Annotated in this window: 16 protein-coding genes and 1 tRNA gene; 5 read left to right on the forward strand and 12 right to left on the reverse strand. The window is 69.3% G+C overall.

Annotated elements, in window-relative coordinates; genetic code table 11:
* The 3 genes from AC3A6X_RS15205 (at position 1) to AC3A6X_RS15215 (ending at position 1,273) form a co-directional block, all read left to right on the forward strand.
* On the forward strand, positions 1 to 633 hold the full coding sequence (locus AC3A6X_RS15205; RefSeq protein ID WP_487842969.1) for a TetR/AcrR family transcriptional regulator: 633 nt from the start codon (positions 1 to 3) through the stop codon (positions 631 to 633).
* Between the two features lie 30 nt (positions 634 to 663).
* Positions 664 to 1,140, forward strand: coding sequence for a c-type cytochrome (locus AC3A6X_RS15210; RefSeq protein WP_487842970.1), 477 nt, complete (start codon positions 664 to 666; stop codon positions 1,138 to 1,140).
* A 59-nt stretch (positions 1,141 to 1,199) separates the two neighbouring features.
* Positions 1,200 to 1,273, forward strand: a tRNA-Gly gene (locus AC3A6X_RS15215).
* A gap of 84 nt (positions 1,274 to 1,357) precedes the next feature.
* Here AC3A6X_RS15215 and AC3A6X_RS15220 read toward each other — a convergent pair.
* The gene (locus AC3A6X_RS15220) at positions 1,358 to 2,962 is read right to left on the reverse strand and encodes an MFS transporter (protein WP_487842971.1); all 1,605 of its coding nucleotides are present in this window, start codon (positions 2,960 to 2,962) and stop codon (positions 1,358 to 1,360) included.
* A gap of 85 nt (positions 2,963 to 3,047) precedes the next feature.
* Positions 3,048 to 4,481 carry an MFS transporter gene (locus AC3A6X_RS15225; protein WP_487842972.1) on the reverse strand — a complete coding sequence of 478 codons (1,434 nt, stop codon included), beginning with the start codon at positions 4,479 to 4,481 and terminating at the stop codon, positions 3,048 to 3,050.
* Positions 4,482 to 4,667: 186 nt separating this feature from the next.
* On the opposite strand from AC3A6X_RS15225, the gene AC3A6X_RS15230 reads away from it, so the two are divergent.
* Positions 4,668 to 5,705 carry an endonuclease/exonuclease/phosphatase family protein gene (locus AC3A6X_RS15230; protein WP_487842973.1) on the forward strand — a complete coding sequence of 346 codons (1,038 nt, stop codon included), beginning with the start codon at positions 4,668 to 4,670 and terminating at the stop codon, positions 5,703 to 5,705.
* A gap of 16 nt (positions 5,706 to 5,721) precedes the next feature.
* On the opposite strand, the gene AC3A6X_RS15235 is transcribed toward AC3A6X_RS15230, so the two are convergent.
* The 10 genes from AC3A6X_RS15235 to AC3A6X_RS15280 form a co-directional block, all read right to left on the reverse strand.
* Positions 5,722 to 6,669, reverse strand: a complete 948-nt coding sequence (locus AC3A6X_RS15235; RefSeq protein ID WP_487842974.1) for a glycosyltransferase family 2 protein — start codon at positions 6,667 to 6,669, stop codon at positions 5,722 to 5,724.
* Complete coding sequence (locus AC3A6X_RS15240) at positions 6,663 to 7,856, reverse strand: DegT/DnrJ/EryC1/StrS family aminotransferase (protein ID WP_487842975.1); 1,194 nt, start codon at positions 7,854 to 7,856, stop codon at positions 6,663 to 6,665. Before AC3A6X_RS15240 ends, AC3A6X_RS15235 begins: the two co-directional genes overlap by 7 nt.
* A 175-nt stretch (positions 7,857 to 8,031) precedes the next feature.
* Positions 8,032 to 8,574 carry a methylated-DNA--[protein]-cysteine S-methyltransferase gene (locus tag AC3A6X_RS15245; RefSeq protein ID WP_487842976.1) on the reverse strand — a complete coding sequence of 181 codons (543 nt, stop codon included), beginning with the start codon at positions 8,572 to 8,574 and terminating at the stop codon, positions 8,032 to 8,034.
* Position 8,575: 1 nt separating this feature from the next.
* A complete protein-coding gene (locus AC3A6X_RS15250) occupies positions 8,576 to 9,199 on the reverse strand; it encodes a PqiC family protein (RefSeq protein WP_487842977.1) in 624 nt (207 codons plus the stop codon).
* A complete protein-coding gene (locus AC3A6X_RS15255) occupies positions 9,196 to 10,824 on the reverse strand; it encodes a PqiB family protein (protein WP_487842978.1) in 1,629 nt (542 codons plus the stop codon). Before AC3A6X_RS15255 ends, AC3A6X_RS15250 begins: the two co-directional genes overlap by 4 nt.
* Positions 10,821 to 11,483, reverse strand: a complete 663-nt coding sequence (locus AC3A6X_RS15260; RefSeq protein WP_487842979.1) for a paraquat-inducible protein A — start codon at positions 11,481 to 11,483, stop codon at positions 10,821 to 10,823. The genes AC3A6X_RS15255 and AC3A6X_RS15260 overlap by 4 nt, the downstream gene beginning before the upstream one ends.
* Positions 11,484 to 11,538: 55 nt before the next feature.
* The gene (locus tag AC3A6X_RS15265) at positions 11,539 to 12,162 is read right to left on the reverse strand and encodes a paraquat-inducible protein A (protein ID WP_487842980.1); all 624 of its coding nucleotides are present in this window, start codon (positions 12,160 to 12,162) and stop codon (positions 11,539 to 11,541) included.
* On the reverse strand, positions 12,159 to 13,103 hold the full coding sequence (locus tag AC3A6X_RS15270) for a LysR family transcriptional regulator (RefSeq protein ID WP_487842981.1): 945 nt from the start codon (positions 13,101 to 13,103) through the stop codon (positions 12,159 to 12,161). The genes AC3A6X_RS15265 and AC3A6X_RS15270 overlap by 4 nt, the downstream gene beginning before the upstream one ends.
* A 1-nt stretch (position 13,104) precedes the next feature.
* Positions 13,105 to 13,614 carry a type II toxin-antitoxin system VapC family toxin gene (locus tag AC3A6X_RS15275; RefSeq protein ID WP_487842982.1) on the reverse strand — a complete coding sequence of 170 codons (510 nt, stop codon included), beginning with the start codon at positions 13,612 to 13,614 and terminating at the stop codon, positions 13,105 to 13,107.
* A gap of 1 nt (position 13,615) precedes the next feature.
* Positions 13,616 to 13,864, reverse strand: a complete 249-nt coding sequence (locus tag AC3A6X_RS15280) for a type II toxin-antitoxin system Phd/YefM family antitoxin (RefSeq protein ID WP_487842983.1) — start codon at positions 13,862 to 13,864, stop codon at positions 13,616 to 13,618.
* Positions 13,865 to 14,007: 143 nt separating this feature from the next.
* On the opposite strand from AC3A6X_RS15280, the gene AC3A6X_RS15285 reads away from it, so the two are divergent.
* Positions 14,008 to 15,198: an MFS transporter gene (locus AC3A6X_RS15285; protein WP_487842984.1), complete on the forward strand. Its 1,191-nt coding sequence runs from the start codon at positions 14,008 to 14,010 to the stop codon at positions 15,196 to 15,198.
* Position 15,199: the final 1 nt, after the last annotated feature.

A 15,199-nucleotide genomic window follows, 5' to 3' on the forward strand; every position in this document is an offset into this window, starting at 1 on the left:
ATGGCCGGACCACAGGGCCGCCCCCAGCAGAAGCAGCGCACGCGCAAGGCCCTGCTCGAGGCCGCCGCGCAACTGACCATGCAAGGGCGCCGCCCGACGCTCGAGGAAATCGCCGAGCACGCGCTGGTGTCGCGTGCCACCGCCTACCGTTACTTCCCGAACGCGGAAGCGCTGCACCTGGAGGCGTCGATCGACATCGAGACGCCGCTCACCGAAGACGCGCTGCGGGGCGCGCCGGCCGACGACGTCGTCGCGCGCCTCGAGCATGTGGACGATGCCTTGCACACCATGATCGCGGCCAACGAGGCGCCGCTTCGCATGATGTTGGCGCAGTCGCTGGAGCGAAGCGCGCGCGGCGAGGTGGATGCGCAGATGCCCGCGCGCCAGAACCGCCGCACGCCATTGATCGAAGCCGCGCTCGACCCGGCCCGCGCCCGCTTCAAGCCGGCGGCGCTGAAGCGCCTCAAGCAGGCGCTCGCGCTCGTGGTCGGGCCGGAAGCGATGGTTGTCTTCAAGGACGTGCTTCGACTCGACGATGCCGAGGCACGTAGGACCAGGCGCTGGGCCATCCGTGCGCTCGTCGAGGCTGCGGCGCCGGCCGGGCCGGCTCGCCGCGCCGGCGCGAAGAAGTGATATTCAACCCACACATCCAAGGAGTGCCTCATGTCGCCTTACCGGATCTTCCTCGCTGCAGCCATGACCGCCCTCGCCTCCACCGCGGCTGTGGCCGCGCCGCCCGAGCCGGGCAAGACCCAGCTGGAACGCGGCCGCCACCTGATCCGCATCGCCGGATGCAACGACTGCCACACGCCCGGCTACGCACAGAAGAACGGCCAGGTCGACGAGAAGCTTTGGCTGACCGGCGACAACCTGGGCTGGGCAGGCCCGTGGGGCACGACCTATGCGACCAACCTGCGCCTCATGATGGCCAGCATGACCGAGCGGCAGTGGCTGCACCATGCCCGCCACATGGAGCCGAGGCCGCCCATGCCCTGGTTCAACGTGCGCGCCATGAGCGACGCCGAGCTGAAGGCCATCTACGCCTTCACCCGCTCGCTGGGGCCCGGTGGCGCACCGGCGCCGGCCTATGTGCCGCCGGGGCAGAAGGCGCAGGGGCCGGTGGTGCAGTTTCCGCAGTAGGGCGAGCTGCGGAAACTGCGGCGATGCGTGCCGGACACGCGCTAGAATTCGCGCCTGCTGCGGGTGTAGTTCAATGGTAGAACGGCAGCTTCCCAAGCTTCATACGAGGGTTCGATTCCCTTCACCCGCTCCATCTCTTGGTGCCCGCGAGGCCGCCAAGCGCTGCCAGGGGGCGCGCCCACGGAGCCCCCCGCCGAGCCTGCTGCCTCCCTGACAGCTAACGCGCCTTCCGCACCCCCACCCTCGCCTCGCTCGGCCCGCGCCCGATCATCACCCACGCGCTCAACGCACTCAGCAGCGCCAGCCCCGCGCAGGCCAGCATCACCCACCGAAAGCCGGCCACGAAGGACTCGGCCACTGCCTGCTTGAGCGCAGCCGCCGCAGTCGCATCGATGCCCGGCGGTAACTCCGCCCCCGCCAGCTTGCTGCGCTGCCCTTCGATGAAAGCACTGGCCTGCGCCGACGCTCCCGCCTCGCGCAAGCCCTCGGCCAGCACCGCATCGAAGACCCACGCCATCACCACGCCGAACACCGCAATCGCCAGCACCGAGGCCGCGCGCGACACCGCGTTGTTCACACCCGAGGCGATGCCCGCCGCCTCCTCCCCCACCGCATTCATCACCGTCGTCGTGAGCGGCGCCACGGTGATGGTCATGCCGAACCCCAGCACCACCACCGCCGGCAGAAAGGCCGTCCAGTAGTTCGCGCCAACGCCGGGCACCGCGAACAGCGCGAAGCCCGCCGCCGCGATGCTCGGCCCCACCACCAGCGGCAGGCGCGGCCCGAAGCGATCCACCAGTTGCCCCGCCCACCCCGAGAGCGCGAACATGATCAGGATGAAAGGCAGCAGCGCAGCGCCCGCCACCGTCGCCGAGTAGCCCTGCACCTGGATCAGGTTGAGCGGAAAGAAATACAGCCCGCCCCCGAGCGCCGCATACAGCAGCAGCGTCAGCAGGTTGGCCCCGCCGAAATTGCCGATGCGCAGCAGCGACAAGGGCAGCATCGGCGATCGGACGCGCCGCTCCACCGCCACGAAGGCGATGCTGCTTCCGATGCCGACGGCCAGCGCCGCCAGCACCGCCGCGGAACGCCAGCCCTGTGTAGGCGCTTCGATGAAGGCATAGACGATGCCGCCCAGCGCCGCGGTCGCGAGCGCGGCGCCCCACACATCCAGCCCGCTGCCGGCGGAGCTGCCGCGGCTCTCCGGCACATGGCGCCACGCGATCCACAGCACCGCCAGCGCCATCGGCACATTGACCAGGAAGGCCCAGGTCCACGAATAGTGGTCGACCAGGAAGCCACCGAGCACCGGCCCCACGGCCGCGGTGATGCCGCTCGCGCCGGACCAGGTGCCGATGGCGCGGCCGCGCTCCTTCTTCTCGAAATTGGCGCTGATCAACGCCAGGCTGCCCGGCACCAGCAAGGCCCCACCGATGCCCTGCACGGCGCGCGCCAGGATCAGCTGCTGCACCGTACCCGCCAGCGCGCAGCCCACCGAAGCCAGCGCGAACAGCAGCACGCCGATCGCGAAGATGCGCCGCCGCCCGAACAGGTCGCCCATCGCGCCGCCGACCAGCAGCAGCGCAGCCAGGAACAACGCGTAAGACTCCACCACCCATTGCGCCTGGAAGGCCGTCGCGTTCAGCTCGCGCTGGATCGCGGGCAGCGCCACGTTGACCACGGTGCCATCGATGAAGGCCATGCTCGAGCCGATGATGGCCGCGGCCAGCACCCAGGGCTTCGAGGACTGCGGGCATGCCGTGGCCTCGCAGCCATGCCGGATCAGGGCGTCGTCGCCCGGGGGCTTGCCGATCTGACTCATTGGATAGCCTCCAGCCTGCGGGCTGCGGTGCTGTGAGCCTTCGGAGCGGCCGTGCGGCTCATTGCGGATAACCTCCTGCGCGCCCTCAGGCGGTGCGGGTGCGCGGCTCGCGCGTGCGCAGCGTGCTGCACACCGCGGCCACGGCCGCGCAGGCGGCGGCCAGGCCCAGCGCGATGAAGGGGCCGCGGCCCGCGTGCGGGGGCCACACGCTGAAGATCCCGGCCAGCAGCACCGCGCCCAAGGTCTGGCCCGTGAGCCGCGCGGTGCCCAACATGCCGCTGGCCGCGCCGCTGCGGTGCGCGGGCGGCGAGGTCACGATGGTGTGGTTGTTGGGCGACTGGAACAGGCCGAAGCCCAGGCCGCACAGCGCCATGCGCCACACGATGTCGGCATTGCTCGGCTGCGCGGGCAGCGTGGCCAGCAGCACGAGGCCAAGCGACAGCAGGCTCAGGCCGATGCCGCCCAGCCAGCCGTCCGGGTAGCGGCCGATGAGGCGCCCCGCGATCGGCGCCATCACCACGATGGCCAGCGGCCAGGCGGTGATCAGCAGGCCAGCCTCCACATGCGAGCGCCCGTAGGTTTCGAGCAGCAGGAAAGGCAGCGCGATGAAGGACAGCATCTGCGCGCAGAAGGCGGCCACCGAGGTGCCCATCGACAGCGCGAACACGGGGATGCGCAGCAGGTCCACCGGGAACAGCGGCACGGCCAGCGCACGCTGGCGCCGCAGGTAGACGACGCCCACCGCCAACCCGGCCAGCAGCAGCAACCATGCGCCGGCCTGGGCGCCCTGCCCCGCCCCGCTGCGCACGCCCAACCGGTCGGCACCGACGAAGACCAGCGAGAACATCAGCACGTTGAGCAGCACGTCGACCCAGGAGAAGCGTTCGCCAGCGGCGACGGCCACGGGCTGCGCCGGCAGCGCGCGCCAACCCAGCGCCAGTACCAGGAGCCCCAGCGGCAGGTTGAGCGCGAACAGCCAGGGCCACGAAGCCACCGAAAGAATCGCAGCCGCCACCGAGGGCCCGGCGACCGAGGCGCACGCCACCACCATCGAGTTGATCGCCATGCCGCGACCGAGTTGTGCGCGCGGATAAACCAGCCGAACCAGCGCCGAATTGACGCTCATCAGGCCGGCGGCGCCCAAGCCCTGCAGGGCGCGCGCGGCGATGAGCGTGGCGAGCGAGTCGGCCAGCATCGCCCCCAACGAGGCCAATGCGAAGAGCGCCATGCCCACCAAGTACACGCGCCGGTAGCCGACCAGGTCGCCCAGCGAGGCCAGCGGCAGCAGCATCACCAGCGTCGCGATCTGGTAGGCATTGACCACCCAGATCGCATGCGCCGGATCGGCCTGGAGCTCGCGCGCGATGCCGGGCAGCGCCAGGTTGACGATGGTGCCGTCGAGCACGGCGACCATGATGCCCAGGATGATCACCAGCATTGCCCAACGGCGCTGCGGCTGCGGCAGCCCGTCGGCGACGGGTGCCTGGGCGGGGGCGGCCGGCTGAGCGAAGGAAGTCATCGCCCGATTGTCGTCAAGGCCGCAATGACGCGTGCGAGCGGGATACAACCTGCTGTGCTAAGCAGCCCGATGACCTACCAAAGTTGGTAGTTGCGCAAGGATGCCGATGAACGCCCAATGCGCTGCTGTTCGCATTGCTGTCACCAAGCGCGGCTAAGTTGAATCCGCATCCAGAGGAGCACCACGATGAACCTGAAAGAACTGAGCCTGGCCACCTTCAATCTCTACAACCTCAACGAGCCGGGCCGCGCGCTCTACTCGGACAGGGACGGTTGGACGCAAGAGGAATACGAGCGAAAGATCGCCTGGACGGTACGGCAGCTCGGCACGCTGAAGTCGGACATCTTCGGTTTCCAGGAGCTGTGGCATGCCGCCTCGCTTGCCCGGGCGCTCGAGGCCGCGGGCCTCACGGACTCGTACGACCTGCTGGTGCCGCCCGACGCCGACGGCCGCAAGATCGTCTGCGCCGCGATCGTGCGCAAGGGGCTGCTGAGCAGCACGCCGACCTGGATCAGCGAGTTTCCGCAGAAGTTCAAGCTGCAATCCAGCGGCGACGATCCGCAGACGCCGGAGATCGACGTGACGATTCGCGGCTTCTCCAGGCCGGTGGCGCATTTCACGATCAAGCCGCGCGAGGACGAGCCGGACGTCCATGTCTATGTGTGCCACTTCAAGTCGAAGGCGCCCACCAAGGTCTTCAACGAAGCATGGTTCAAGGCCGACAAGGCCGCCTATGGGAAGCATTCGACGGCGCTGGGCGCCGCGCTGTCGACGATCCGGCGCACCGCCGAGGCCGCTGCGCTGCGCTTTCTGCTGACCGAGCAGATGAAGGGCAACGACACGCCGGTGATCGTGCTCGGCGACATCAACGACGGCCAGCAGAGCAACACCGCCAACATCCTGACCGAGCAGCCCCGCTACCTGGTGGGCGATTCCGTCGGCGGCGGCGACGTGGCGTTCTACACCGCGCAGACGCTCCAGGAATACCGGGACACGCGCGACGTCTACTACACCCACGTACACCAGGACTTCCGCGAATCGCTGGACCACATCCTGGTCAGCGAGCAGTTCTACGACAACAGCCGCCGGCGGCTCTGGCTCTTCGACGGATTGGCGGTGAACAACGACCACCTCAACTTCGACGACCACAAGGCCGACGGCACCAATGACCACGGCATCATCCGTGCCGTTTTCAAGCACAAGCCGATCAAGGGATCGGTGTAGCGCGGGCCGCCCCTGATCAGCTCTTGTAGTGCAGCGCCCACAGCCACAACGGGCGCGGCGTCAGCAGCATCAGGGCGATCACGACGAAGCGAAGCGAGAGGCGATGCTCCCATGGCATGCCGGGCCACAGCAGCGCTCGCCAGGCGCGCATGCGCTCGCCGTCGCGCGCATAGCGGACGGCGACCACCCGCATGTTCCGATAGAAGCGGGCTTTCGCGGCTTCATGCTCGGGCGGCACGCGCAGCTGGCACGCCAGCTCGAAGGCCCGGTGGGCGTCCACGCCACGCCCGGCAACGGTGACGGAACCGGCCTGCACGCGGTAGCGTGACACGGCCTGCCCCACGTAACGCGCCCACGCCCCGCTGTTGGCCAGGCGCACCGAGAAGCCCCAATCGCCCACGTTGCCATCGCGCTCGCTGCGCATGTGCTGCAGATAGCTCGCCTTTTCCACCAGGAAGGCATCGGGCGGAATGGACTCCTTGAGGCACCATTCCCACACCGGACGCGCCGCGGCCGGGCCCTGCCGGCCGTACCACTGGTCGCTGGCAGCGGAGCGCTCGGGGTCGACCACGCCAGCCTCGTCCATGATCAACGGGGTCCCGAACCACAGCTTGACACGGGCATCGGTCTCGTTGGCGCAGGCATCCGCCAACAGGCTCAGCGCGCCGGCGCACAGCTGGTCGTCGTTGTGCAGGATCAGCAGGTGGTCGAATTTCGCGCGCGAGGCCAGGAAACACTGGTTGGGATACGTCCCCCTGGAGGGCTCGCTCGGGTGGTAGTCGATTAGCTGCGCCAGACCGCTCTGCGCGATGACCGCCTGGTTGCGAGCCCAGTACGAGCGCGGGCTGTCGTCGCCGATGATGATCTCGCCGATCAGCGAGCGCTCCTGCTGCGCGATGCTTTGCAGCGCTTCGGCCAGTTGTTCCGGGCGCGCGTACGCCGGTATGAGGATGGAGATCAGCACGGCACTGCCGACGCCGGCGCTGCGTGCCGCTGCAGTATCAGCCGCACCGCGGAGATCACGTCGCCGACGTCCTGATCGCTCAGCTTGGCCGAGATCGGCAGCGACACAATGCCCCGCCCCACACGCGTGGCATGCGGCGTGTGCTCCGGCCGCCAACCGAGGCTTTGCTGGTAGTAGGGATGCTCCGGCAGCGCCAGGTAGTGCACGCCGACGCCGATGCCCTGCGCCGTCATGGCGTCGAGGAAGTCGTCGCGCGAAATGCCACAGCGCGCCGGGTCGAGTTGCACGCTGAAAAGGTGGTGCGCATGGCGCGTCCCCGGCGCCGGCACCGGGGGCAGTGCCAGCGGGAGCTCCGACAGTTCGTCGACATAGCGCGCCCAGATCGTCTTGCGCCGCTGCCAGTAGGCCTCGACATGCGCCAGCTGCTCGAGGCCGATCGCCGCCTGCAGGTCCATCATGTTGTACTTGAAGCCGGCCTCGACGACGTAATAGTGCTTGTAGCCTTCATCGCCGAAGCGCTTCCACGCGTCCTTGCTCATCCCGTGCAGGCCGAGCACCTTGATGCGGGCGGCGTCCTCCTCCTTGCGCGCCAGGACCATTCCCCCTTCGCCGGTGACGATGTTCTTGGTCACGTAGAACGAGAAGCAGCCGAAGTCGCCGATGGTGCCGACGTTGCGGCCGTGGTACTGCGTCTCGATGGCGTGCGCGCAGTCCTCGATGACCTTGAGCCCGTGCTGGCGCGCCAGCGCCATCAGTTCGTCCATCTCGCAGGGCCGCCCCGCGAAGTGCACCGGCAGGATGGCACGCGTGCGCGGGCTCAGCTTGGCGCGCACCTGTGCCGGGTCGATGTTCAGCGTGTCAGGGTCGATGTCGGCCAGCACCGGCGTTGCACCGGCATGGATGATGGCGTTGACTGTGGCGCAGAAGGTCAGCGGCGTGGTGATGACCTCGTCGCCCGGGCCGACGCCCGAGGCCAACAGCGAAAGATGGAGGGCCGCCGAGCAGGAATTCAGCGCGACGGCGTGGGGCGCGCCGCGGTAGCGGCCGAACTCGTGCTCGAAGCGCGCCACCCTTGGGCCGGTGCCGAGCCATCCCGAGCGCATGACCGCTTCGACCTCCAGAATCTCGCTCTCTTCGATCTTCGGCGAACCGAAGACCAGAAAATTTTCCCTGCTGCGTACGGGCATGGAGCTCCCCTCTTGCGGGCAAACGCGCCCGCTGTTCAAGACCCAGTGCCGGCGCCAGTGGGCTGACTGCGGCCTGACTTCTCCTCGCTCCTGCCTGCATCCTAGTACAAAGTGATGCATCCTTAACGACAAGTGGTGCTGGAAAACACCTATGAACGCGCTCGCAAATCGCGCGTCAAAAAAGAGGCTCGGTATCGCTGGGCGGACGCGCGCCTTCGATCATCAGCATCCTGAGCTTCGCCGTCGCGCCGCCATGCGCCGAGAAGCCTCCTGGCTTGCCGCCGGCCGCCAGCACGCGGTGGCAGGGCACCACGGGCGCGAAGGGGTTGTGGCCCAGCGCCTGGCCGACGGCGCGCGAGAGGCCCTTGTCGCCGAGCTCGGCGGCGATGTCGCCGTAGCTGCGCGTGTGGCCGGGCACGATGCGGCGCGCGATCTCGTAGACGCGGCGGTGGAAGTCCGGCACGCCTTCGTAGTCCAGCACGATCTCCGCCAGGTCGCGCGGCTCGCCTTCGAGCAGCGCACGGATCGCGTCGCAGGCGGCTTGCACCGTGGCCGGCGGCGCCACCTCCGGCACCTGCGCGAAGCGCCGCTGCATGCGCGAGCGCGTGGCGCCCTCCCCGGCCTCGGGCAACTGCACGCCGACGATGCCCCGCGCGCCCCAGGCGATGCCGCAGGCGCCGATGGCGGTGTCGAAGAGCGCGAAGCCTTCGGGGTTCATCTCAGCCCTGGCAGGGGCTCGCCGCGTTGTTCTGCACCGCGGTCACGCTGCGCGCAATGGCGTCGGCCAGCCCCGCCGTGGCGCGCTGGGCGCCGCGAGCCAGGGCGTCGATGCCGCGGCCTCCCACGGGCTCCGACACGGAGAACTGGCAGCCGATCGCCAGGCTCTCTTCGGTGCGGCGCAGGGTCCAGCTGAAGCCGGCGTCGACGCGGCTGCCTTCGACGGCATCGAACTGCCGCAGCTGCACCGCGATACGCATCACCGGCTGACCGCGCGGACGGCCGCCTTTGGTGGCGTCCACGGCGCCGAGGCGCCGCGCGATGCCGCTGCCCAGCGCATCGCGCAACTCGTTCTCGAAGGAGGAGGACCAGCGGTGCTGTTCCAGGATATCGACCTCCGGCCCCGCGGCCGCATCTTTCTGCCGCACCACGAGCTGCGGGCGCGCGAAGCGTTCGGGCATGGCGATGGGCGCGAGCTCGATGTAGCCCGTGGCGCCGCCAGTCGCCGGCGCGGGCGGGAGCGCATCGGCATCGGCCAGGCTGTAGTACTGGGGCGCAGTGCTGGCACAGGCCGCCAGCAATGCGGCGGCGGCCAGCGCCAGGACGCGTGCTCGGATCGTGCTCATTTCTTCTTGTCCTCCGGCTTGCCGCGCAGCAGCGACTCGGGGTGGCGTTCGAGGTAGTCGGTCAGCACGCGCAGCGAGCCCGCCGCGCGCGTCACTTCCTGCAGCGTCTGGCGCATGTCCTGCTGCAGGGGCGAATCGTCGGCCAGGGTTTTCTCGGCGCTGTTGAGCGTCTTGCGCACGTCCTTCATCGCGGCCGCCATCTCCGGGCTCACGTCGTTCTTCAGGCTGGTGGCCAGCTGCTCGGCGCCGGCCAAGGTCTTGTCGAGCGTGGCCAGCGTCTTGCGCAGGTCGCGGCCGATCTCCTCGAAGGGCACCTTGTTGAGCTTGCGCGCGATGTCGCCCACCTGCGCCTGGATCTCGTCCAGGCTGTTGGCCACGGTCGGCATCTCCACCGGGTTCTTGTCGAGGTCGATCTTCACCGGCGGCGACTTGGGGAAGAAGTCGAGCGCCACGTAGACCTGGCCGGTCAGCAGGTTGCCGGTGCGCAGCTGCGCGCGCAGGCCTTTTTCGACGAGAAACCTCAGGCGCTCGGTCTGCGTGTAGCGCGACTCCTGCATGCCGAGGTCCTGGCCGCGGCGCAGGCGGTCGGGGTAGACCTGGACCAGCACCGGCATCTTGAACTCGCGCCCCTGCGGGTCGAACTCCACACCGATGGACTTGACCTCGCCGATCTCGACGCCGCGGAAGTCCACCACCGAGCCCGGCGAGAGCCCGCGCAGCGACTGGTTGAAGTACATCAGCAGGGGTTGCGAGGGCCCGTCGGGCTCCTTCATGGCGGTGACTTCGTCCTCGGCCAGCGCGAAGGTGGTGTTCTCCTGCGCCAGCGGTCCCTGCGCATCGTCGGGCGCCTGGAAGGCGATGCCCCCGAGCACGATGGTGGCGAGCGACTGCGTGCGCAGCTTCACCCCGCTGGCGCTGAGCTGCACGTCGAGGCCGCTGGCATGCCAGAAGCGGGTGTTCGCCCCGACGAACTTGTCGTAAGGCGCGTTGATGAACACGCGAAGCAGGACGCCGCGGCCGTCGCTGTCGAGCTCGTAGGCCGCGAGCTGGCCCACCTTGATGCGCCTGAAGTAGACCGGCGAGCCGATGTCCAGCGAACCGACGTCGCGCGCGCGCAGCAGGAACTGCTTGCCCGAGGCGTCGCGCGTGACGATGGGCGGCGCCTCCAGCCCGGTGAATTCGCTCGCCGTCTCCTCGGAGCTGCCGGCGTCGGCGCCGATGTAGGCACCCGAAAGCAAGGTGCCCAGCCCCGAGATGCCCGAGGTGTCCAGGCGCGGACGCACCACCCAGAAGCGCGTGTCCTGGGCGGTAAAGCTCTTCGCTTCCTTGTTGAGCTGAACCACCACGCGCACGTTGGAGCGGTCGTCGGCCAGTCGGATGGTCTGCACGGTGCCGATCTGCACGTCCTTGTACTTGACGGCGGTCTTGCCGGCCTCGAGTCCCTCGGCGGTCTTGAAGGTCAGCACCACCTCGGGCCCGCGGTCGAACAGGATGCGCGCCACCAGCGCGACGCCGACCAGCGCCGCCACGATGGGAATCAGCCAGATCAGCGAAGGCAGCCAGTTGCGGCGCCTGACGATGACCGGCTTGGCCAGCGGCCTCGTTTCGTCCTGCGGGTCGGTCATACCACTTGTTCCTTGCTAGCCATGCGGGGTTCGGGCTCCTCGTCTTCCATCACGTCCTTGGTGTCCCAGGTGAGGCGCGCATCGAAGCTCAGCGAGGCCAGCATGGTCAGCACGACCACCGCGCCGAAGGCTGCGATGCCGACGCCGGCCGTGATCTCGGCGAAGCCCTGGATGCGCACCAGGCCGGCCAGCAACGACACGACGAAGACGTCGAGCATGGACCAGCGGCCGATGATCTCGAGCGCCTGGTAGAGCTTCGCCCGCTCGGGCTGGCGCCAGTCGCTGTGGCGCTGGGCCAGCACCGCCAGCAGGATCAGCGACGTGAGCTTGAACAGCGGCACCAGGAAGCTGGCGATGAAGATGATCGCCGCCAGCCCGTACGCGCCCGAGACCCAGAAGTAGATCACGCCGGAGAGGATGGTGTCGTACTGCGAGCCCAGCAGGCTCTTGGTGATCATCACCGGCAGCAGGTTGGCCGGCACGTACATGATGCAGGCCGCGATCAGGTAGGCCCAGGTGCGCTGGATGCTCTGCGGCTTGCGCCGGTGCAGGTGGGTGCCGCAGCGCCCGCAGGGCTCGCCCTCGTCGGTGTCGCGCCACACGGTGCCGCAGTGGTGGCAGCTCAGCAGGCCGAGCCCGGCGGCCGTCTGGATGGTCACTGGAGTACCTCGCCTTCGGCTGCGGTGCTATTCGCCTCGGGAGCGGCCCGGCGGCTCATTTGCGCTGCCCCGGCCGGGGCTCGAACGCCATTTCCCAGAAGGCGCGCGGGTTGAAGGACAGCACCGCCGTCAGCAGCACGGTGAGGCCCATGAAGGCCCACAGCGCCGGCCCGGCCACCACCTGCGCCAGGCTGGAGAGCTTGACGATCGCGACCAGCACGCCCAGCAGGAAGACTTCGATCATTCCCCATGGCCGCAGCATCTGCAGGATCCGCACCAGGATGCCGAAGCCGGCTGGCTTGCGCTCGCGGGCCATCGGCACCAGCAGGTAGAACAGGATGCACAGCTGCAGCAGCGGGAACAGGATGGTGGTGGCCAGCACCAGCAGCGCCACCGGCGACATGCCCTCGGTGCTGAGCACCACCACCGCGCCGGCCAGCGTGGTCTGGCTGTGCAGGCCCTTCACCTGGATCTCGACGATCGGGAACAGGTTGGCGATCGCGAACAGGATCAGGCTGGCCACCGTGAGCGGCAGCACGCGCGCGCCCTGCTCGCCGGCATGGCGGTCCAGCTCGGCGCCGCAGCGGGCGCAACGGGCGACCTGGCGCCGGCGCAGGGGCTGACGCTGGTAGACCGCGTCGCAGCCCTCGCAGACGATGGCGTCGGGAACTTCCTTCATGGTCGTGAATGGCGCGGGCCCGCGGCCCGCTGCGGCTTATTGTCCGCGAGGCGCGCGGCCAGGTAGTCGAGCAGCGCGCGGATGCGCGCCGGCAGCCGGCCGGCCTTGCCCAGGTAGACGGCATGGACCGGCACCTTGTCGCCGGGGTTGAACTCCTCCATCACCGGCACCAGGCGCCCCGCCTGGAGGTCGGGCTCGATGTGATAGAGCGAGAGCCGCCCGAGGCCCACGCCCTCCAGCACCAGCCGGCGCAGCGTCTCGCCGTCGCCCGCGCGCACCGTGCCCGCCACGGACATCTCGACCTGGCGGCCGTCGACCAGGAGCGGCCAGTCGGCCGCATGGCGGCGGTAGGTGGAGCCGATGCGGTTGTGCGCCTCCAGCTCCTCGGGCGTGCGGGGCGTGCCGTAGCGCTCCAGGTAGGCGGGCGAGGCGACGATCGCCTGGCCGGTGTCGAACAGGTGGCGCGCCACCAGGTCGGAGGGCGGCAGCGGGCCCCAGCGGATCGCGACATCGGTGCGCTCGTCCATCAGGTCGACCACGCGGTCGGTCAGCACGATGTCGAGCGTGACCTGCGGGTGCAGTTCCAGGAAGCGCGGCACCAGCGGCATCAGGACGCAATGGCCGAAGGAGTAGCTGGCGTTGATGCGCACGCGCCCGCGCGGCGCGGCCCCGGCGGCGGCGCAGCGCTCGGCCTCGTCCATGTCGGCCAGCACGCGCACGCTGCGCTCGTAGAAATTCTGGCCCTCGGGCGTGAGCTGCAGCTTGCGGGTGGAGCGATGCACCAGCTGCGTCGCCAGCCGGGCCTCGAGGCGCGCCACCAGCTTGCTCACGGCCGAGGGCGTCATGCCCAGCACCCGCGCGCCGGCCGAGAAGCTGCCGCGGTCGACCACCTGCACGAAGGCTTCCATTTCGCCGGAGCGGTTGACATCGATGCGGGGCATGTCAGTTGCGCGCTCCCTGCTGCACCGTGTCGCCAAGGATCACGCGCAGGCCTGAAAGACGTGAGAAATCGCGGTCGTGCGTGACCAGCGCGGCCGCCCCCACTTCCAGCGTCGTCGCGGCTTGAATTGCATCGGGCAGGCGTAGCCCTGTGCTTGCACGAATGCGGGCCGCGGTCACCGAGATCTCCTGGGAGACAGGCACGACCTCGAAGTTGGCAAGCTCCTTCTCGTAGCGCTTGGCGAGCACATCCTGCCCATGCTTGAAAGGTCCGGCGAGCACTTCTGCCATCGCGATGGTCGAGATGGCGATCTGAACCCTTCCATCGGCCTGCAGGTCAAAGAGCCCGACGAAGGCTGCGGCGAACTCAGGATGGTCGTCGAGCAGGTAGATGAGCGGCGCGGAGTCCACAACGACCAGATCGCCGCCACGCAGGCCACCCCACAGGGCGATGCCTGCAGTCGTCTTGCGCGCCCTTGGACTCGACGACTTTTTCCTGGAGGTGCCCGCCACCTCAATCCCACTCGCTGCGCATGTCCGCGATCACCTTCGAGGGAGAGGTGCTCCAGAGCCCCTTGCCGCTGCCGCGCAGTGCCAGGAAGCGGGAGCGCGGCCTGGCCTTCGCGAGCATGTCGGGCGAAACGATGGCCGCATAGGGCTTTCCGTGCCGCGTCAGCAGGCTCGGTTCGCCGGCGTGCGCGCGCGATGCAAGTTCGGGCAAGGTGTTGCGGCCCTGTTCGAGTCCGATGGTGTGCAGGGGCATGGGAATCCTTCCGTACGGTCTGTACATTTTATGCCGGATGCGGATTCGTGCATAGCCGGCCCACCTTCAACTTCAACTCATCAATGCTTGTCCATAGGGCCCGCTAGTCGCAGCTTACAGATGCCCGCACAGTACGGGACATCATGCCCATCGCCCTCCTCGCCCTCACCGCTGGTGCCTTCGGCATCGGCACCACCGAATTCGTCATCATGGGCCTGCTGCTGCAGGTCTCGGCGGATCTTCATGTCTCCATCGCGGCCGCCGGCCTGTTGATCTCGGGCTATGCGCTCGGGGTCGCGGTCGGCGCGCCGCTGCTCACCATCGCCACGCGGCGCGCCTCGCGCAAGACCGTGCTGCTGGCGCTGATGGCGATCTTCACGCTCGGCAACATCGCCTGTGCGCTCGCGCCCAGTTACGAGACGCTGATGGCCGCGCGCGTGATCACTTCGCTCGCGCACGGCACCTTCTTCGGCGTCGGCTCGGTGGTGGCCACCGGACTGGTGGCGCCCGAGAAGCGCGCCTCGGCCATCGCCATCATGTTCACCGGCCTCACGGCCGCCACCATGCTCGGCGTGCCGGCCGGCGCCTGGCTGGGCCTGCACTTCGGCTGGCGCTCGACCTTCTGGGCCGTGGCGCTGATCGGCGTGCTCGCGCTGGCGGTGCTCGCGCTCTTCGTGCCGCGCGACCGCAGCACGGACCGGCAGGCCCCGGCCCCGCTGCGCGAAGAGCTCGCGGTGCTGGCCCGGCCCCAGGTGCTGCTGGGGCTCGCGATGACGGTGCTGGGCTATGCCGGCGTGTTCGTGGTCTTCACCTACATCCAGCCGCTGCTCACGCGCATCACCGGCCTGCCCGAATCCGCCGTCTCGCCGCTGCTGCTGCTCTTCGGCGGTGGCCTTGCGGTCGGCAACATCCTGGGCGGCAAGCTGGCCGACCGGGCGCTGATGCCGGCGGTGCTGGGTACGCTGGCGGTGCTGGCCGCGGTGATGGCCCTGATGCAGCCGGCGCTCCAGACAGGCGTGACGGCGGCCCTCTTCGTCGGGCTGCTGGGCGTCGCCGCCTTCGCCACGGTGGCGCCGCTGCAGTTGCGCGTGCTCGAGAAGGCGGCCGGCGCGGGCCAGAACCTCGCCTCCAGCCTCAACATTGCGGCCTTCAACCTCGGCAATGCGCTCGGCGCCTGGGTCGGCGGCGCGGTGATCGAGCGCGGTCCCGGCCTCGGCGCGCTGGGCTGGGTGGCGGCGCTGATCACGCTGGTGGGCCTGGCCATCGCGCTGTGGAGCCGCGCGCTCGACCGGCGCGAGCCGGCGCTCGCGGATTGCGCCCCCGCCCGCACTTGAA

The sequence above is a fragment of the Variovorax sp. Soil_C_12 genome, assembly GCF_057657375.1.